We start from the raw sequence: 20408 nt of genomic DNA on the forward strand, positions 1-20408 counted from the left end.
TACAAAAATAACGGAAGTGATTTAATTGAGCGTTTTCTTTCTGGAATTTTCGTGAAAAACAGGCGTTTTTATTGTAACAAAAAAAACATAAAAAGGTGTTAGACAAATATACAAAACATCTATATAATGTATAAAGATTGTGTAATCATTATCAAATTGAAAAAACGATCAACTATTAATAATTTATATAGATGAAAAATAAGGAGCGGATATTCAATGACAAAGCAAAATATTGTCGTTGTGGGTGCTGGTTATGCAGGTGTTTCAGCTACAAAACACTTAGCAAAGAAACTGAAAAAAGAAGACGTAACAATCACATTGATTGATCGTCATTCGTACCACACGATGATGACAGAACTTCACGAAGTTGCAGGCGGACGTGTGGAACCAGAGGCGATCCAGTACGATTTACAACGATTATTTGCAAGACAAAAAAATGTAGATCTAGTTACTGATACAGTAATCGGCATCGACAAAGAGAAAAAAATCGTCAAAACCAAATTAGGCGCTTATCCATTCGACCAATTGATTTTAGGTATGGGTGGTGAACCAAATGATTTTGGTACGCCAGGTGTGAAAGAAAACGGCTTTACTCTTTGGTCATTTGAAGATTCCGTTAAGATTCGTAAGCACATTGAGAAAACAGTCGAAAAAGCAGCATTAGAACCAGACGAAAAATTGCGTAAAGCAATGTTGACGTTTGTTGTGTGTGGTTCTGGGTTTACGGGAATCGAAATGATCGGTGAGCTAGTAGATTGGAAAGATCGTTTAGCCAAAGACTACAAACTAGATCCAAATGAGATTACACTAATGGTTGTTGAAGCAATGCCAACGATTTTGAATATGTTGGACCGTAACGATGCAGCCAAAGCAGAACGTTATTTAAATAAAAAGAATGTTGAGCTATTATTGAATGCGCCAATCGTTGAAGTCGCTCCTGACCATATCAAATTAAAAGACGGTCGTGAAGTGCCTACGCATACATTGATTTGGACAGCAGGTGTCAAAGGAACAACAGATGCGGCTGATTTCGGATTAGAGACTGCACGCGGTCAACGTTTAGTAGCAAACGAATATATGCAAGCAAAAGGCTATGAAGAACAAAATATCTATATCATTGGTGACTTAGTGTATTACGAAGAATTCCCTAATACACCAACACCACAGATCGTTCAAGCCGCAGAACAAACTGGTCATACAGCTGCAGCGAATATCGTGGCTTCGATCAAAGGTGGCGAGAAACATAAATTCAAAGGCAATTATCAAGGATTCATGGTTTCAGTTGGCGCAAAATGGGGTGTAGCGAACCTTTTTGACAAAATCCATTTAAGTGGCTTTTTAGCAATCATCATGAAGCATATCGTCAACTTGAAATATTTCTTTGATATCCGTTCAGGTTATTATATGTTCCAATATATGATGCACGAATTCTTCCATATCAAAGATGATCGCAATGTGACTCGTGGTCATTCTTCTCGTTACGGCAATGTTTTATGGAGCGTCCCATTACGAATCTTCTACGGTCTCGTTTGGTTAGTCGAAGCTTCTAAGAAAATGATCGGTAATGGTGAAGTATTAAAACCAAGCACTTGGTTTGGTGAAGGTTCATGGTTTACTGGTAACAGTGTGTTCCCTTGGACTTGGGAGTACAATGTAGCAGATGTAGCAAGTGGGGCTTCAGCAGCAGGTGATGCAACAACAGCTGCGAGTGGCGCAGGTGCGACAACTGGAGAAGCAGCAACGCAAGCGGCACATTTTGGGTTGAGCTATGCGTATGGTGAAGAACCAATGGCAGTGCTTGATAAATCACCAGACTGGTTCAATAGCATCATGCAAGTCATCATGCCAAATAACGATGTAGCGATGTTCTTCCAAAAATTCATGGTCTTCTTTGAAATCGCGTTAGCGTTAGCATTGATTGCCGGTTTATTCACTTGGTTATGTAGTGCAACAACGATTGTCTTAGTCATCACTTTCTGTATTTCTGGTATGTTCTATTGGGTAAACATCTGGTTCATCTTTGTGGCTTTTGCATTGATGAATGGTTCAGGTCGTGCGATCGGTTTGGATCGTTGGGTGATTCCTTGGTTACAAAAAACACTCGGTAATTGGTGGTACGGGAAACCAAAGGCACGTTACGGCGAATAGAGAAAGTTAACAATTCAAACAATCAAAATGATTTTAGCAACTAAAATCATGACATGAGAAGAAATAAGGAGGAGCTTGGGGTGTGCAAACATTCCAAGCTCGTCTTTTTCTTAAATAGGTTCGTATAGAAATGATGAATGGATCAAATCCTTCGATTAGCTGAGTTGTGCCTCTCATTCACAACCTTCGTTATTCATGGTAAAATTGGAGCAATCAAATGAGGAGAAAAAGGGAGTGAGTACTTGAAAGAATTTATTCAAAAAAGTTTATTAAAACCTTGGGATATCATCATTATTCTTTTGTTAGTCATGCTCTCATTCTTACCGGTTGTCATCTTTAGTTATCAACAAGTGGATGCAACACCAAATAAAGAAGCGGTGCTACGAGTCGATGGAACAGAAATCAAGACTTTTCCGTTGGTAACTGAAACCAAAGCTTATACCTATTTATACGAAGATGATCATGGTGATAAAAACGTGATTGAGATTGATGGGGAACGAATTCGGATCAAAGAAGCAGACTGCGACGACCAGATTTGCGTTCGCCGAGGCTGGGCAACGAATAATGGTGAAACAATCGTTTGTTTGCCTCACAAATTAGTGATCGAAGTGCGATCAACAGACGGGAGTGGGGAAGACAGTCTGATTTATTAGACGGTTCACGTCATGAGTAAATTACAAAAAATGATCTATATATCTTTATTAGTTGCCCAAGGTGTGATCATCGGTTTATTGGAAAATATGATTCCTTATCCTTTCGCTTTTGCGCCAGGTGCAAAACTAGGATTGGCTAATTTGATTACGATTGTGGCAATTTTTACAATGAAAAAACGAGATAGCTTCTTATTACTTTGGTTGCGTTTATTTTTAACCACGTTATTAGGCGGCACGATTTCGACGTTTCTTTACAGTATGAGTGGTGCGTTATTGAGTTATGTAGGTATGTTGATAGTCAAACAACTGGGTCCTAAAAGGGTTAGCATTATTGGGATCAGCGCAACAGGTGGATTTATGCATAATGTTGGTCAGTTATTGACCGCGTCGTTTATCGCTCAATCATGGACAGTCATGCTCTACTTACCGATTTTATCATTTCTAGGCATTCTATCAGGATTGGCTATAGGGATAGCTGCTAATTATCTGCTGAAACACGTGAGAACACTTCAGCGATTCCAAGCAGACTATGATCGGCAGACTAATAGTCAATGGCAATCGGTATTTCTGAAAAAATAAGCGTTATACAAGGAGTTTTTTTATGAAGTTACATCAAATGTGGGTGGACTATCCAACGATCCAAGTGGAATTGAACCAAACACTAAAAAAAATGGAAAGTGTTGTTCGGCTGAAAAACAAACCAGTAGAAGAAGCGATAAAAGAAACGATTCATGCAGGTGGAAAGTTACTGCGTCCGGCGTATCAATTATTATTTGCTCAATTTGGGCCGGAGCAAGATCGCGAAAAAGCTATTTCGTTGGCAGCATCTATTGAGATGCTACACATTGCTACGTTGATCCATGATGATATCGTTGATGAAGCTGACTTACGCAGAGGACAGCCCAACTTACGTAGCCGTTTTGGCAATAGTGTCGCTGTTTATGCCGGGGATTATTTATTTGTTTGTTGTTTCAAACTTTTATCCGAATATACCTCTTCCTTAAAGAGTATGCAATTAAATGCACGAAGTATGGAAAAAGTATTGAATGGCGAGCTTGGGCAAATGGATGATAGATACAATACCCAGTTGACGGTTGAGGAATACTTACAGAATATTTCTGGTAAAACCGCTGAACTGTTTCAATTGAGTTGTTTTGTAGGGGCATATGAAAGTGGGACAAGCGAGCGTTTTGCAAAAAAAGCCGGGGATATCGGTTTAGCGATCGGTATGGCTTTTCAAATCATTGATGACATTTTAGATTATACAAAACAGAGCGAAGATATCGGTAAGCCTGTACTTGAAGATATTCGTCAAGGGGTGTATTCACTCCCTTTGATCTATGCGTTACAAACAGACAAAAAAGCAGAATTACTTGAATATTTGTCCAAAGAAAAACAAATGACACAAGCAGAAGCTGAGAAGGTTCAACAACTAGTTGTTGAGGCACAAGGGGTCGAAAGCGCCCAGAAGTTGGCAGAATCCTATACGAAACAAGCACTAAAAGAAATAAAAAAATTACCAAATACTTCGGTACAAACAAAAGAAACATTAGAAACTTTGACGTCATTGATTCTAAGACGAGTAGACTAAGTTATATAAAATGAGGTTGTGACAGAAGTGTTCACCTCCGAGAAATATGCGTGAAACCCCGAAAATTGTTTTTCAAATTTTTTGGGGTTTCACGCTTATTTCTGAAGGAGTTACTTCTGGAACACCGTTTATTCGGTTCTAGGGGATGCAAGGTGACTAATGTCCCAAGCTCATTTTTTTCTTTGCACAGAAAAAGTGGTTTTGCACCCTCTGAAAGAAAGAGGTATGCTAAATAATAGGTATCGCATGGTTACTGATTTCCATTTAGTAGTTCCATACGTATCAGTAATTTGTTGCTCTTAAAAACATGAACCATTAATAGAATGGACATGGATCGTTTATCGAACAGGAGCTTACATCGTTTTATTTATGGACGTAAGTACATAAAATGACGGAGGAAGAATAAAGGAGGGAAATCAAAGCACATAAGAAATAATACATAATATTGAGTGAACCATGGACAAAACAAGTAGTTAAAACATTCATTTTTTTGTTTATTCTGACAATCAGTAGTGTTAACATTTTGGGGGAAATGTCGCTGAATGACAAGAATAAATGAGTCGATAAAAACCAGAGAAAGCCTTATGCAGTCTTGACTGATAAGGATTTCTCTGGTTTTTTATTTTTTATCTTCCAAGGCTCGGGCTAGTTTGTAGTCGATTGCTTAGTGTTTGGTTTAGACGATTGTTTTCCTTTTGGTGGTGTGCATGATTGATCCTATCTTTCAATGTAAGTTTCTGAGTCTCAGGTAAACTCTTTTTTTGTAATGATGTGGCCTGTAACTTATGACTAGACTTCCCAATTGCTTTATCTGTGTGGTCACGTTTTCTGGGAGGTTCAGTCCCTTTCGCATTACTTTTAGCATTTTCAGGAATCGTTTCGTAGATCGGTTCATCTCTCCTGTGAGAATTTTTATTGGAATCCACTTTTCTATCTATTCCATTTGCTAGTTTTTTTGTATCAAACATTACTTTTTGCTGTCGATTCGCATAAGGTTCTTTAGAAATACTTTTATGTATTTCATTGAACTTACGATTCGCTTCCACAACAGCATCAGGCACTTCTTTTTTTATGCGGTCACGTATTTCAGGGAGTGGCACATCTTTTTCCCTGCTTTTCGTATCATCAGACATCATTTTGTAGACCGGTTCAGCAGAGTCTGTATATCGTTCTACCAGTTTATCCACTTGTTTTGGTGACACCTTGTCGATTTTATCAAGTAAATCCTGCGCTCTTTGTTCATTATTTTTGATGCCAGTGGTTAGTTCTCTATATTTTTTTGAAGATGTGGAACGATCGGTAAGCTGTTCTCTTTCTCCCTTTAGCTCGTGAATCCGAGCTACTGTATTCATCAGGCTTTTTGTCAGTTGTTTGATTTCTGTACCTGGACTTTTTGGTAGGTGCTTACTTAATTCCCTTGAGCGCTGTCTCATCTTTTCTACTGACATATTGTTTTCTTTACGATTATCCATAATTAGTTCCTCATCTCTTGTCTTGGTTACATAAACAAAAATAGCATTTTAATCTTCTTGATTTATACCGATAATTTCTAAGTAAGGAAAATTAGTGTGACCATTTCTTGCTCTTGAAACATGAGCGAGAAAACAAACAAGGGAAAAGCTTGTTTGGTAGCATAAAAAAGGATATTGACCATTATTTTTTGGTCAATATCCTAGATTATTTAGTTTAAAGTTGTTTTACTTTGAAAGAGCAGGATTAGTTTTTGGTCGATTATTTAGTGTTGGATTTGCTTTTTCTTGGGCGTTAGCTTTGACCTTTTCCTGTGCGTTAGCTAACTTCTCAGTCAACGGCGGTTTCAGAATTCCTTTTACAGGTTCTCCTTTTAAAATTTTAATTTGATCAATCAATAATTTTTTTTGGTTCATTAATTCTTCTTTATTTTTCCCACCAAATAAATTCATGATTTTGCCAGTTAACGTCTTATTTCTTTTTTTGAAAGTAGCTAGGTTTTTTTCCGTTTGGTGTAACTTTTTGTTGGCTTTATCTAGCGTAAGTTTTTGACTCCTATCATCCTTAATAGGTTGTTTTTTGATTTCGATTGTTCTCTCTCTTTTATCATATGATTTTGAAGATATATCTTTATGGGCTTCATTGAATTTATCATTAGCAGATTTAACAGCCGACTGAATTTCTTCTTTTGATCGAGCCCTTTTTGATGTGATTGGGACATCGACCTCTTCCATCCTATTTTTCCTATCTCCAGGAATGGTTTCATAGATAGGTTCATTAACGATTTTCTCATTGCTCTTCGTGACGCTTTTGTCTTGGCTGAAATGGTTATCTATGTATTTCTCCAATCTGTCGGCATGTGGGGGTGAAATTTTTTCGATTTTTTCATACAAAACATGAACTCTTTTTCTATGGGTTCTGATAGCTTCTGTTAGTTCTTGATATTTTTCTGAAGATTTCGAAATGTCCCCAAGTGCCTCTCGTTTTCCTTTTAACTCTTCGATCTTATTTTCAGAGTTGATAATTTGATTCGACATTTGAGTGATTGCTGTTTTCTCCCCCTGTGTGATAGGTTGTTTATCTTGCTCATTCTTAGCCATATCTATCTCCTTTTCTTATTGGTTATATATAAACAAACATAACATTTTCTCATTGATATACAGTGCCGATAATTTCTATTAAGAAAAATTTTTGATATAAAACGTGTAATTGTAAAACGTTGTAAAATGAATGCTAAAACATGTATATTGATCGAATGATAGAACTTCCTCTTTGGGATTTCGTGTATCTTTTTGTAATGAAACAAAGTAAATAAAATAACTAACTATAAATATATGGATTACTTGAGCCACTTTAGCTAGAAAATCTTTATCTGTGTGGGCGATGATCATGATCTGCTAAAACCAGGGGATTGTGTTCGATCTCCACGCTGTTTTTGATTTTTCATTTGTTGTTCTTGTTTATTATGAGCGTCAGTTACTTGTTCTTTAAATGTTGGTTTTAGGATACCTTTTTGCGGTTTTTTTTGCGGTTGTTCGAGAGTGTTTATCAAATCAGTTTTCTTATCTTTTAAACTTTGGATTTTTTTTCTTTGAAAGGCATTCGCAATCAGACCGAAAATATTTTTTTTACGATTTTGGTACTTTTGTAATTTTTTCTCGATTTTCTGCAAATTATGTTTAGTTGCTTGCATCAACTTCTTCTTCTCAGCTATTTTTTCGCTTTCGGACAGGGTTTTTCCCGTGTCTATTCTTAGCTTTTTGTTCATTTTAGGTTCAGGAGATGAGTTGCGGTAAGATTGATTGAACTTTTCATTGGCCTTCGCTACTTTGATTGCAGAAATTTCTTTAGGTGTTAGTGGACAAGCGACTTTGCCATAAGGGGAATCAGCAAATTTTTTTTCTAACTTCGTTGCAATTTTTGAATCAATAGTCCCCAGTTGATGGTAAAGATTATCTGCTTGTTTTCGATGAAGTTGGATACCTTCAGTGTATATAGCGAATTCTTCTTTTACGTTAGGATTGCTAACGAGACCATCTCTTTCTTTTGCAAGCGCCTGTATTATTTTTTCTGTATTCATGATCTTTTCTGTCAGGCTGTCTATTTTTTCTGTTCGTTTTTCCTGTTGCTGTGCGAGTGATTGCCGGGGCGTAGAAAGCTTTTGTACAACGGACTGACGAGGTTCAGATTTTACTTGAGAAACGGATTGTCGTCTCGGCGACTGATCAACGGATTCTCGACGATTGCTTTTTGCTTGTTGGCGTTCTTGTTCTTTTAGGACAAGTTTCATTGCGCGATGACTGTAGATGTTATTTCGATTATTGTTTAGTTCTTTATTTACGTTATTGAGTTTTGTTGTTGCCTTGTTATATTGATCCGGATTGGCTGTTCTGCTCGAATATTTTTTTACTTCACTTTTAATTTCCTTGATTTGTTCATTCAACTCGCTGTCTTTTTCGTTTAAACGTTCAATTTTCTGGTCGATTTGTTTAGCAGACAACTGGATATTTTCAGCTGTGATCGATGTTGTCTGTTGTGAGAATCTTTTCACAACATCTAATTGTTTACTGATCCTATGAAAGGCGTTGTCAGAAAGATTCGGCGCTTTTAAATTTATAGTTAACGATTGCTCTTTTATCAATATGTGTAATCTCAAGCGAGATAAACTTTCTTGACCGATTGCTTGTGGGTTTAAAACACCATCTCTAATGGCTGTATTTAAAAATCTTGTCACCTCTATATTTTTTTTAAGTTTCTCCATTGTTTCTCCTCAGTTATCTTTATTAATATATAAAAAAAGTATCATTTTTCAACTGTTGGTATGTACCGATTATTTCTATAATATGTAAATTTTTAGTATTGATCTTTTGCTAAAAGATGTTATTTTGGATGGATTGCAGAGCAGAGGTGACTTTCGTTCATGTTATGGATTAAATTACTCAAATGGATCGATTCGTTTATTTAAAACAATCTTTTTTTGTTTTTGGAAAAAAATTGTCCCCAACAAGAAAAATTCCATGCTATATTCTGGATTAAAGAACGCTATGAATAAAGGAGAGCAGCTGTGAGAAAAGAATATACATCAGAATTAACGCAATTAACGGTGATTGAAATCGTAACAAAATTAAGTGAGAAGAAAAGAAATTTTTCATTTCGTGATATTGAAGAAGAGTATCAGCAACCTTTGTCTGCGGCAGATAAATTTTTGATCCGCTGTTTGATTGTAAAAAAATTCAACTTGAAGATCGAATATTTTTCTTCTTCTAAAGCAAATCAATTACAATTTTGCAAAATTTGAGAATAGTTAATTGAGGTTGGGATGAACCAGTAAGAGATCGTTGAATCTAATGTGGAAATAAAAAATGTTGTAATTCAATACAAAACAATTCATTCATTTTCTTGTGCGTTATGATACAAACAGAACGACAGAAAAACAAAAAAGGGGGCGTTAAATGGAAGAGGGTTCTGTATAGGAAGAAGCTGAGAAAGCGATCGTTGGTCTTCAATAGATACGCTTATGAATGAATTAGAAGTAGTAAATAGAGGAAACAACACACACATAGAACACCACTTGATTGCCGAAAACTATTTCGGGGAAAAATAGTTACTCGGTCTTAATTGCTTGACGACGTGCATCACAGATTGCGATAGAGCATCTAGATAAAAGCGTAGGCAAATGTTATCAGGTGTCCATTAGTATTGACAGGCAGTAGTTTGATTGTTCTACTGCTACTGACAATAGCACATAGTACTATCCTATTTAAAATAGGGAATCGAACATAGAACAAACATATAGAACTAAAACATAGAACTAAAACATAGAACTAAAACATAGAACTAAAACATAGAACTAAAACATAGAACAAACATATAGAACTAAAACATATAGTTAAAACATAGAACAAACATAGAAATTAGATGTAGACTCAGAAGTAAAATAAAACACATCATGTAGGACCTCAAACATAGAACCAAGCACATAGTAGAAAAAATATAGTACATCGTAAAGAAGCTTGCATGTTTTCTCGCGACATCAAGCTTATGAAAATAAAGCGAGCATGACAAATCCACCATTGATAAAAAAGAGGCTAGGAAACGAACTAGCCTCTTTTTGCTGATGGTAGCCCATCGATTTCTGTTAAGCTGACTTCACCAGAGAGTAGTTGGAAGCGCTGGTTTGGCGTATCTACGATCAGTTCTCCTTTTGGACCGATTGCTTGGGCAATTCCTTGATAAGATTTTCCTTGTCGGGTAAAGCTGACAGACTTACCTAGGACAAATGACCGTTCTGTGTAAAGATCAAAATAGGTGTGCGAAGGGTCGGCTAAATACCTAAAGAAATGTTTCCAAATCGCGCAGATCAATTGATTTCTAGTCATCGATGCTTCACCATCAGGAAACAAGGAGGTCGCTTTTTGCTGGATCTCATCAGGAAATTGCGTTTGAGGGATCGAAAAATTCAAGCCCACACCAATAATCACCGAACGAATTTCACCACTTTCCATATCGCTTACCGCTTCAGATAAAATTCCACAAACCTTTTTCCCTTCAAGGTAGATATCGTTGACCCATTTGATCATGGCATGTTTTCCTGTCGTTTCTTGAATCGCTTTGACACATGCACTGGCAGCAATCAACGTATATTGTGGCAATTCCTCAAAATGCTTTTGTGGATGCAATAATAGGCTCATGTAGACTCCTTGACCTGGTTGAGCGAAAAAGGAACGTCCAAAACGTCCATGGGCTTGTTCTTGTGTATCCGCGATAAATAAACTAGGTTTCGTAGTATCCATATTAGATGCCGATTTAGCATCTTTCATGGTGGATTCAGATTGGGATAACACCTTCACTTGAATATCAAAAGAGGATAATGCTTGGGAAATCTCTACAGGATCTAATACATCGGAGGGGAGATAACGATACCCTTTCGCTTGGTGGTCAAAGCGAAAACCTTCTTTTTCTAATTCTTTGATGGCTTTCCAAATACTCGTTCGGGAGACATTCAGTTGTTGGGCGATTTTTTCACCAGATAGAAATGTTGGAGTATTTTTTAAAAGGTGTAGTACCTTGGCTTTTGTCGTCATCGATCAAGCTCCTTTCTACTATTTATATATTAGCAGATTTACGATCGAATGAGGACAGCGCGTCATACTTTTTGTTTGAGTCGCTATAAAGACGGAAAGACTTTGTGAGGGAGAGTCACTCAATTAGGAATGGACAAAATTGGAACAAAAAAGAAAGATTAAGAAACAATTACGAAAATTTACAGGAAACGCCAGGAAGTGTTGACTTTTACGTTTAAACAGTGTATTATATGAAGTTGCAAAAACTATCTGATGAAGCGAAGGCAGAAACGAAATATTGTCCGTTTCGGCTTTAATATAAGGAAACAAAAGTAGAAGCTCACGTAGGCAAGTACTCAAGAGAACGTTCTATTTTTGGTTTTTTTTTGCCTAAAAGCCGCAAAAAATGTCTGTTGTTACCTAAATATAATATTTTTAATATTATTGTAACAATTGATCGGGTAGTCTTTTTGAATGACATTTTAGAGGGGTGAAGAGCTTGGCTGGACACGTAGTAAAATACGGAAAACATCGCGAACGTAGAAGTTTCGCACGAATCAGTGAAGTGTTGGAATTACCAAATTTGATCGAAATTCAAACAGACTCGTACCAATGGTTCTTGGATGAAGGACTAAGAGAAATGTTTGAAGATATTTTGCCAATCGATGACTTCAATGGCAATCTTTCTTTGGAATTTGTAGATTATGAATTGAAAGAACCAAAGTACACAGTAGCAGAAGCACGCGCACATGACGCAAATTACTCTGCACCATTACATGTGACTTTACGTTTAACAAACCGTGAGACAGGTGAAATCAAAGCGCAAGAAGTATTCTTCGGTGATTTCCCATTGATGACAGAGCAAGGTACATTCATCATCAACGGTGCGGAACGTGTTATCGTTTCCCAATTAGTCCGTTCACCAGGTGTTTACTTCCATGGGAAAGTAGACAAAAACGGTAAAGAAGGATTCGGTTCAACTGTGATCCCTAACCGTGGCGCATGGTTAGAAATGGAAACTGATGCAAAAGACATCTCTTATGTACGTATCGACCGCACACGTAAGATTCCATTGACTGTGTTAGTTCGTGCATTAGGTTTCGGTTCAGATGACACGATTTTTGAAATCTTTGGGGATAGTGAAACATTACGTAACACGATCGAAAAAGATTTACACAAAAATGCAAGTGATTCTAGAACAGAAGAAGGATTAAAAGATATCTACGAGCGTCTTCGCCCAGGCGAACCAAAAACAGCAGATAGTTCACGTAACTTGCTGAATGCCCGCTTCTTTGATCCAAAACGTTACGACTTAGCAAATGTTGGTCGTTACAAAGTAAACAAAAAACTAGACTTGAAAACACGTCTATTGAACTTAACGTTAGCTGAAACATTGGTTGATCCTGAAACAGGCGAGATCATTGTTGAAAAAGGAACAGCTTTGACCCATCAAGTGATGGAAACATTAGCACCGTTCATCGACAATGGTTTGAACTCTGTGACTTACTACCCAACAGAAGATGGCGTAGTCACTGATCCAATGACTGTCCAAGTGATCAAAGTCTTTTCACCAAAAGACCCAGAACGTGAAGTCAACGTGATCGGTAACGGCTATCCAGACACAACAGTGAAAACTGTTCGTCCAGCGGATATCGTTGCTTCAATGAGCTATTTCTTGAACTTGATGGAAGGCATCGGCAACGTGGACGATATCGACCACTTAGGAAATCGTCGTATCCGTTCTGTCGGAGAACTTTTACAAAATCAATTCCGTATCGGATTAGCACGTATGGAACGTGTCGTACGTGAAAGAATGTCGATCCAAGATACAGAAACATTGACACCACAACAATTGATCAATATCCGTCCAGTTGTTGCAAGTATCAAAGAATTCTTTGGTTCTTCACAATTGTCTCAGTTCATGGACCAAACCAATCCATTGGGCGAATTGACACACAAACGTCGTCTTTCTGCCTTAGGACCTGGTGGTTTGACTCGTGACCGTGCCGGCTATGAAGTACGTGACGTTCACTACTCCCACTATGGCCGTATGTGTCCGATCGAAACGCCTGAGGGACCAAATATCGGGTTGATCAATAGTTTATCTAGTTACGCGAAAGTAAACAAATTTGGTTTTATCGAAACGCCTTATCGTCGTGTTGATCGTGAAACAGGACGTGTGACAGAGCAAATCGATTATTTAACAGCTGACATCGAGGACCATTATATCGTTGCCCAAGCAAACAGTAAGTTGAATGATGACGGTACATTTGCTGAAGAAATCGTCATGGCTCGTGCCCAAAGTGAAAACTTAGAAGTATCGATCGATAAAGTCGATTATATGGACGTTTCACCGAAACAAGTAGTTGCGGTAGCGACAGCATGTATTCCTTTCTTGGAAAACGATGACTCCAACCGTGCCTTGATGGGTGCCAACATGCAGCGTCAAGCAGTGCCATTGATCAATCCACAAGCACCTTGGGTTGGTACTGGTATGGAATATAAATCAGCTCATGACTCAGGAGCTGCGTTACTATGTAAACACGATGGTGTAGTTGAATTTGTCGATGCTTCTGAGATCCGCGTACGTCGCGACAATGGCGCATTAGACAAATACTCAGTAACAAAATTCCGTCGTTCAAACTCTGGAACAAGTTACAACCAACGTCCAATCGTTCATTTAGGTGAGAAAGTCGAAAAAGGGGATACCTTGGCAGACGGCCCATCAATGGAACAAGGTGAAATGGCTCTAGGACAAAACGTCTTAGTCGGTTTCATGACTTGGGAAGGGTACAACTACGAAGATGCGATCATCATGAGTCGTCGTCTTGTCAAAGACGATGTGTACACATCGATCCATATTGAAGAATATGAATCAGAAGCTCGTGATACAAAATTAGGACCTGAAGAAATCACTCGCGAAATCCCGAACGTCGGTGAAGACGCATTGAAAGACTTAGACGAAATGGGGATCATTCGTATTGGGGCGGAAGTCCAAGACGGTGACTTATTAGTCGGTAAAGTAACACCAAAAGGGGTAACTGAACTTTCAGCAGAAGAACGCTTATTGCATGCGATCTTCGGTGAAAAAGCACGTGAAGTACGTGATACTTCTCTACGTGTACCGCATGGTGGAGGCGGGATCGTTCACGATGTGAAGATCTTTACTCGTGAAGCTGGCGATGAATTATCACCAGGTGTCAACATGTTAGTTCGTGTGTATATCGTTCAAAAACGTAAAATCCATGAAGGGGATAAAATGGCCGGACGTCACGGTAATAAAGGGGTTGTTTCCCGTATTATGCCGGAAGAAGATATGCCATTCTTACCTGATGGAACACCGATCGACATCATGTTGAACCCACTAGGGGTACCATCACGTATGAATATCGGACAAGTATTGGAATTGCATTTAGGGATGGCTGCCCGTCAATTAGGCATCCACGTTGCAACACCAGTATTTGATGGTGCAAGTGATGAAGACGTATGGGAAACAGTTCGTGAAGCTGGTATGGCTAGCGATGCGAAAACTGTTCTTTATGACGGACGTACAGGTGAACCATTTGACGGACGTGTGTCTGTCGGTGTGATGTACATGATCAAACTTGCTCACATGGTTGACGACAAGTTACATGCACGTTCAATTGGACCTTACTCACTAGTTACGCAACAACCATTAGGTGGTAAAGCGCAATTTGGTGGACAACGTTTTGGGGAAATGGAAGTTTGGGCACTGGAAGCATACGGTGCGGCTTATACCTTACAAGAAATCTTGACATACAAATCAGATGACGTAGTCGGACGTGTGAAAACATACGAAGCAATCGTCAAAGGTGAACCAATTCCAAAACCAGGTGTACCTGAATCCTTCCGCGTATTAGTCAAAGAATTACAATCACTAGGATTAGACATGCGTGTCCTAGACATCCAAGACAGCGAGATCGAACTTCGCGACATGGATGACGAAGACGATGATTTGATCACAGTGGATGCTTTGACAAAATTCGCTGAACAACAAACAGCAAAAGAACTAGAAAAACAAGCTGCTGAACAAGTCGAAGATGAAAGACAAGATATCATCCAAAACTTTGAAACCGCAGAAGATAATTTAGACTAATCCGGTCTGAGATACTGTGAGGCGGTCGAAGATCAGCCGCCTTACGGTTTTGCCATTAAACGAAATGGAGGGAACCCCTTTTGATCGATGTAAATAAATTCGAAAGTATGCAAATAGGTTTGGCTTCTCCCGAAAAAATCAGAAGCTGGTCTTACGGTGAAGTAAAAAAACCTGAGACGATTAACTATCGTACCTTAAAACCTGAGCGCGAAGGGTTGTTCTGTGAGCGGATTTTTGGTCCTACAAAAGACTGGGAATGTGCCTGCGGAAAATATAAACGTATCCGTTATAAAGGAATCGTTTGTGATCGCTGCGGTGTGGAAGTGACTCGTTCAAAAGTTCGTCGTGAACGTATGGGTCATATCGAATTAGCAGCACCTGTTTCACATATCTGGTATTTCAAAGGTATTCCTTCTCGTATGGGTCTTGTATTAGACATGAGCCCACGCGCATTAGAAGAAATCATTTACTTTGCCTCATATGTTGTCATTGAACCAGGAAACACAAGCTTAGAGAAAAAACAATTGTTGACTGAACGCGAATACCGCGAAAAACGTGAACAATATGGTCAAGAATTCCAAGCAGCAATGGGCGCGGAAGCAATCAAACAATTACTTGATAACGTTGATTTGGATGGCGAAGCGGCTGAATTGAAAGAAGAGTTGAAATCTGCACAAGGACAAAAACGTACACGCGCGATCCGTCGTTTGGACATTTTAGAAGCATTCCGTGCTTCTGGCAATGAACCAAGCTGGATGGTCATGGACGTTATCCCTGTCATCCCACCAGATCTACGACCAATGGTCCAATTAGAAGGTGGACGTTTTGCAACAAGTGACTTGAACGATCTATATCGTCGTGTGATCAACCGTAACAATCGTTTGAAACGTTTGTTAGACTTGAATGCACCAGGAATCATCGTTCAAAATGAAAAACGGATGTTACAAGAAGCGGTAGATGCGTTGATCGATAACGGTCGTCGTGGCCGTCCTGTTACAGGACCAGGTAACCGCCCATTGAAATCTCTTTCTCATATGTTGAAAGGGAAACAAGGTCGTTTCCGTCAAAACTTACTTGGTAAACGTGTCGACTACTCTGGTCGTTCAGTTATCGTCGTAGGTCCTTTCTTGAAAATGTACCAATGTGGATTACCAAAAGAAATGGCGATCGAATTGTTCAAACCATTCGTGATGCGCGAATTAGTTCAACGTGAACTTGCTTCAAACATCAAAAATGCGAAACGCAAAATCGAACGTCAAGAAGATGAAGTTTGGGATGTCTTAGAAGACGTCATCAAAGAACATCCAGTTCTATTGAACCGGGCACCTACGCTTCACAGATTAGGTATCCAAGCATTTGAACCAGTTCTTGTCCAAGGTCGTGCGATCCGTTTGCATCCATTGGTATGTGAAGCATACAATGCCGATTTCGATGGAGACCAAATGGCCGTTCACGTACCGTTGAACGAAGAAGCACAAGCAGAAGCACGTATGCTGATGTTAGCTGCTCAAAACATCTTGAATCCAAAAGATGGTAAACCAGTTGTTACACCTTCTCAGGATATGGTTTTAGGAAACTACTACCTAACAATGGAAGAAGAAGGTCGTGAAGGCGAAGGAATGGTCTTTAGAGACCAAAACGAAGCAGTCATCGCATGGCGTAATGGCTACGTTCATTTACATTCACGTATTGGTGTGAACCCAACGACATTAGGGGACAAACCATTTACAGAATGGCAGAAAGAACGCACGATGATCACGACTGTTGGTAAGATCATCTTCAATGAGATCATGCCACCAGAATTCCCTTACTTGAATGAACCAACTGACTTCAACTTGACTGTCCAAACACCGGACAAATACTTTGTTGAAGCTGGAACAGATATTCCTGCTCACATCAAAGAACAAGAACTAGTTTTACCATTCAAGAAGAAAAACTTAGGAAACATCATCGCCGAAGTCTTCAAACGTTTCAAAGTAACTGAAACATCTAAGATGCTTGACCGTATGAAAGACTTAGGATACAAACATTCAACACATGCAGGTATCACTGTAGGGATCGCCGACATCAGTGTCTTGAATGAAAAACAAGTGATCATTGATGAAGCACATAAACAGGTAGAGTCGATCACGAAGCAATTCCGTCGTGGATTGATCACTGACGACGAGCGTTATGAACGAGTAATCGCTGTTTGGAACTCTGCGAAAGACAGCATCCAACAAAAACTGATGGAAGGTTTGGAAGCGAAAAACCCAATCTTCATGATGTCAGATTCTGGTGCCCGTGGTAACATCTCCAACTTTACTCAGCTTGCTGGTATGCGTGGATTGATGGCCGCACCGAATGGACGTATCATGGAATTGCCGATCATTTCGAACTTCCGCGAAGGACTTTCTGTCTTGGAAATGTTTATCTCAACTCACGGGGCTCGTAAAGGAATGACCGATACAGCCTTGAAGACAGCCGATTCTGGTTACTTGACACGTCGTTTAGTTGACGTTGCCCAAGATGTCATCATTCGTGAAGAAGATTGTGGCACTGACCGCGGTCTTGAGATCCAAGCAATCCGTGAAGGAAATGAAATCATCGAATCTCTTGAAGATCGTTTGATTGGACGTTACACTCGTAAAGAAGTTCGTCATCCTGAAACCAACGAAATGATCATCGCCGGAAATCAATTGATCTCTGAAGATGTTGCAAAACAAATCGTTGATGCAGGTGTTGAAACTGTAACGATCCGTTCGGTCTTCACATGTAACACAAAACATGGTGTCTGCAAACATTGTTACGGACGTAACTTGGCAACTGGTTCTGACGTTGAAGTCGGAGAAGCAGTTGGTACGATCGCCGCTCAATCAATCGGTGAACCAGGTACTCAGTTAACAATGCGTACGTTCCATACGGGTGGGGTTGCCGGAGATGATATCACTCAAGGTCTTCCTCGTGTCCAAGAAATCTTTGAAGCACGTAATCCGAAAGGGCAAGCAGTGATCACTGAAGTAACAGGGGATGTCATCGATATCTCTGAAGATCCTGCTACACGTACCAAAGAAGTAACGATCAAAGGGAAAACAGATACACGTACGTATACAGTGCCTTACACTGCACGTATGAAAGTCGCTGAAGGCGATATGATCCATCGTGGTGCACCATTGACAGAAGGATCAATCGATCCAAAACAATTGTTGCAAGTACGTGACGTTCTATCTGTTGAAAACTATCTATTACGTGAAGTACAACGCGTTTACCGTATGCAAGGGGTAGAAATCGGCGACAAACATATCGAAGTAATGGTTCGCCAAATGCTTCGTAAAGTGCGCGTCATGGACCCAGGCGATACAGAAATCTTGCCAGGTACACTGTTAGATATTGCAGACTTCAAAGACCAAAACTACAATACGTTAGTTGCTGGTGGCGTTCCTGCGACATCTCGTCCAGTCTTGCTAGGTATCACAAAAGCATCATTAGAAACAAACAGCTTCTTATCAGCTGCATCCTTCCAAGAAACAACTCGTGTCTTGACTGATGCTGCGATCCGAGGCAAAAAAGATCCACTTCTTGGTTTGAAAGAAAATGTTATCATCGGTAAGATCATTCCAGCTGGTACTGGTATGCCACGTTACCGCAACATGGAACCAAAAGAAGTTGGCGTTGCAAGTGAAAACGTGTATAGCATTTCTGACATCGAAGCACAAATGGCTGCTGAAGATGCGATGAACGAGCAAACACGATAAACCATGAGTTCACATAAAGAAGGTCAAGTTCCTGTTTGAGGGACTTGACCTTTTTTTTGTGGATAAACTAGAATCAAGAAAGTAAAAGGGATCTGTGGATAAAAGAAATGGCAATAGATATCCACAGGGGATAATTATTATGTGTACCAAAATTTATCCACAAGTTTTCAAATAATAAAAGAAAAACAATAAAAATAGGCTAAAAATACCGGTAGGGGGTAAAACAAGCATATTACTATTTATTTCAATGAAAACGAGTATGATAAAACCAAAGGAGCTGATAAGAAATGGCAGTGAAAAAAGCTGTATTTGCAGGTGGCTGTTTTTGGTGTATGGTCAAACCGTTTGAAACACAACCAGGTATCCTCTCCGTTACTTCCGGTTATACTGGAGGACATGTACCAAATCCAACCTACGAACAAGTGACGACTGGAACAACAGGTCATACTGAAGCGGTAGAAATCGAATATGATCCTGAAATCATCACCTATGCACAATTGGTCGAGATTTATTGGCAACAGACCGATCCGACAGATGCTTTAGGGCAGTTTGCTGATCGTGGGGACTCTTATCGTCCGGTCATTTATTATAGTGATGAAGCAGAACGTGAAGCCGCAGAAAACTCAAAACAACAGTTACAAGCAAGTGGCCGTTTCGATCAACCGATCGTCACAAAGATCGAACCTCGTACGACCTTTTATCCCGCAGAGGAGTATCATCAAGATTACTACAAGAAAAACAAGATCCATTATCAGTTGTATCGTGAAGGCTCTGGTCGGGCGGGATTCCTTAGAAAAAACTGGAAAGACTAGCAGTATATGTTACTAGAAAATATGAATTTTAAGTAATAGGAAAAGAGGAAGGTCGGACATTTTGTTCTAGATGCTTCTTCTTTTTTGTGTACTAACGGAAATAGAGGACCAACCATAAGGCAATACTCAGAAAAGGAACAAAAGGGAGATGCTTTCTTTTCTTATGGAGTAAAGCAGTGACACAAAAATAACTTAAACCAAGACAACTGGCGATAAACATAAGCATGAGAAAATGTGTGGAGGCTAACCCACCACTCCAACTAAGTAAGAGTAACGTATCACCTGCCCCTAAATAAGCTTGCCCATAACGCAGCAAACCGTAACTGATCAAGCCGAACGCAAAGCTGGTTTCTAAGTGAAACTGCTCAGTCAGCACCCAGTAGGCCCATAAGAAAGTCCATGAGAAGTAAAGAATGCGAGTGTCGATCGCAAGGTAAAAAATATCCATCAACGAAAATAAAAAAGCAGTGAATAGCCAAATCAAATGAACTGTATCTGGCGAATAGCATCCTGCATACATAAATAGCGTACCGCTGATCAACTCGGCCAGTGGATACATGGGTGAAAGTTTGGTCTGACAAGAGCGGCAACGAAATCGTTGCATGAGGATCGAAAGTAATGGAATCAACTCATACCAACGCAATGTTTGGTGACAGTTGACACAATGTGAACGAGGGGAAATAATAGAAAGGTCTTGAGGAACGCGTTGTGCGACCAAGCACAAAAAAGAACCAAAGCAACAACCAATGATAAAATAAAGAAACATCAGACCAACCTCCTTTTGATTAAGATACGCAAAAAAGGAGAAGAGAGGTGGAAA

Annotated in this window: 13 protein-coding genes; 8 read left to right on the plus strand and 5 right to left on the minus strand. The window is 39.3% G+C overall.

Going from position 1 to position 20408, the window contains the following annotated elements; all coding sequences use genetic code 11:
- The first annotated feature begins 216 nt into the window (after positions 1-216).
- The 4 genes from I2F89_RS12205 (at position 217) to I2F89_RS12220 (ending at position 4392) form a co-directional block, all read left to right on the plus strand.
- Complete coding sequence (locus tag I2F89_RS12205) at positions 217-2148, plus strand: NAD(P)/FAD-dependent oxidoreductase (protein WP_071867578.1); 1932 nt, start codon at positions 217-219, stop codon at positions 2146-2148.
- Positions 2149-2390: 242 nt separating this feature from the next.
- A complete protein-coding gene (locus I2F89_RS12210) occupies positions 2391-2801 on the plus strand; it encodes a NusG domain II-containing protein (protein ID WP_010733917.1) in 411 nt (136 codons plus the stop codon).
- Between the two features lie 12 nt (positions 2802-2813).
- Positions 2814-3380, plus strand: coding sequence for a Gx transporter family protein (locus tag I2F89_RS12215; protein ID WP_010733918.1), 567 nt, complete (start codon positions 2814-2816; stop codon positions 3378-3380).
- Between the two features lie 22 nt (positions 3381-3402).
- The gene (locus tag I2F89_RS12220; RefSeq protein ID WP_074800996.1) at positions 3403-4392 is read left to right on the plus strand and encodes a polyprenyl synthetase family protein; all 990 of its coding nucleotides are present in this window, start codon (positions 3403-3405) and stop codon (positions 4390-4392) included.
- Between the two features lie 626 nt (positions 4393-5018).
- Here I2F89_RS12220 and I2F89_RS12225 read toward each other — a convergent pair.
- The 3 genes from I2F89_RS12225 to I2F89_RS12235 all read right to left on the minus strand — a co-directional run bounded on the left by I2F89_RS12225 (position 5019) and on the right by I2F89_RS12235 (position 8623).
- A complete protein-coding gene (locus tag I2F89_RS12225) occupies positions 5019-5864 on the minus strand; it encodes a hypothetical protein (RefSeq protein ID WP_195514413.1) in 846 nt (281 codons plus the stop codon).
- A 225-nt stretch (positions 5865-6089) separates the two neighbouring features.
- Positions 6090-6962 (minus strand): hypothetical protein, encoded by an 873-nt coding sequence (locus I2F89_RS12230; protein WP_195514414.1) that lies wholly within the window; start codon positions 6960-6962, stop codon positions 6090-6092.
- A gap of 287 nt (positions 6963-7249) precedes the next feature.
- On the minus strand, positions 7250-8623 hold the full coding sequence (locus I2F89_RS12235; protein ID WP_086335452.1) for a hypothetical protein: 1374 nt from the start codon (positions 8621-8623) through the stop codon (positions 7250-7252).
- Positions 8624-8926: 303 nt separating this feature from the next.
- Between I2F89_RS12235 and I2F89_RS12240 the strand changes: the two genes are divergently transcribed.
- The gene (locus I2F89_RS12240) at positions 8927-9160 is read left to right on the plus strand and encodes a hypothetical protein (RefSeq protein ID WP_071867572.1); all 234 of its coding nucleotides are present in this window, start codon (positions 8927-8929) and stop codon (positions 9158-9160) included.
- Positions 9161-9962: 802 nt separating this feature from the next.
- On the opposite strand, the gene I2F89_RS12245 is transcribed toward I2F89_RS12240, so the two are convergent.
- Complete coding sequence (locus I2F89_RS12245; RefSeq protein ID WP_086335453.1) at positions 9963-10946, minus strand: biotin--[acetyl-CoA-carboxylase] ligase; 984 nt, start codon at positions 10944-10946, stop codon at positions 9963-9965.
- Between the two features lie 478 nt (positions 10947-11424).
- Here I2F89_RS12245 and rpoB point away from each other — a divergent pair, with 478 nt between their 5' ends.
- The 3 genes from rpoB (at position 11425) to msrA (ending at position 19588) form a co-directional block, all read left to right on the plus strand.
- Complete coding sequence (gene rpoB / locus I2F89_RS12250; protein WP_010733925.1) at positions 11425-15042, plus strand: DNA-directed RNA polymerase subunit beta; 3618 nt, start codon at positions 11425-11427, stop codon at positions 15040-15042.
- A gap of 80 nt (positions 15043-15122) precedes the next feature.
- Positions 15123-18776, plus strand: a complete 3654-nt coding sequence (rpoC, locus tag I2F89_RS12255; RefSeq protein ID WP_019722521.1) for a DNA-directed RNA polymerase subunit beta' — start codon at positions 15123-15125, stop codon at positions 18774-18776.
- Positions 18777-19063: 287 nt separating this feature from the next.
- Positions 19064-19588 (plus strand): peptide-methionine (S)-S-oxide reductase MsrA, encoded by a 525-nt coding sequence (gene msrA / locus I2F89_RS12260; protein WP_010733927.1) that lies wholly within the window; start codon positions 19064-19066, stop codon positions 19586-19588.
- Positions 19589-19679: 91 nt separating this feature from the next.
- On the opposite strand, the gene I2F89_RS12265 is transcribed toward msrA, so the two are convergent.
- On the minus strand, positions 19680-20354 hold the full coding sequence (locus tag I2F89_RS12265) for a prepilin peptidase (RefSeq protein ID WP_071867570.1): 675 nt from the start codon (positions 20352-20354) through the stop codon (positions 19680-19682).
- Positions 20355-20408: the final 54 nt, after the last annotated feature.

This window comes from Enterococcus sp. 1001283B150225_161107_E12 (genome assembly GCF_015556925.1).
Lineage (GTDB): Bacteria > Bacillota > Bacilli > Lactobacillales > Enterococcaceae > Enterococcus_B > Enterococcus_B mundtii.

Coding starts and splice junctions, on each gene's coding strand:
- I2F89_RS12245 (WP_086335453.1), bottom strand. CDS start 10,946: ATGACGACAAAAGCCAAGGTACTACACCTTTTAAAAAATACTCCAACA.
- I2F89_RS12265 (WP_071867570.1), bottom strand. CDS start 20,354: ATGTTTCTTTATTTTATCATTGGTTGTTGCTTTGGTTCTTTTTTGTGC.
- I2F89_RS12230 (WP_195514414.1), bottom strand. CDS start 6,962: ATGGCTAAGAATGAGCAAGATAAACAACCTATCACACAGGGGGAGAAA.
- I2F89_RS12205 (WP_071867578.1), top strand. CDS start 217: ATGACAAAGCAAAATATTGTCGTTGTGGGTGCTGGTTATGCAGGTGTT.
- I2F89_RS12225 (WP_195514413.1), bottom strand. CDS start 5,864: ATGGATAATCGTAAAGAAAACAATATGTCAGTAGAAAAGATGAGACAG.
- I2F89_RS12215 (WP_010733918.1), top strand. CDS start 2,814: ATGAGTAAATTACAAAAAATGATCTATATATCTTTATTAGTTGCCCAA.
- msrA (WP_010733927.1), top strand. CDS start 19,064: ATGGCAGTGAAAAAAGCTGTATTTGCAGGTGGCTGTTTTTGGTGTATG.
- I2F89_RS12220 (WP_074800996.1), top strand. CDS start 3,403: ATGAAGTTACATCAAATGTGGGTGGACTATCCAACGATCCAAGTGGAA.
- I2F89_RS12235 (WP_086335452.1), bottom strand. CDS start 8,623: ATGGAGAAACTTAAAAAAAATATAGAGGTGACAAGATTTTTAAATACA.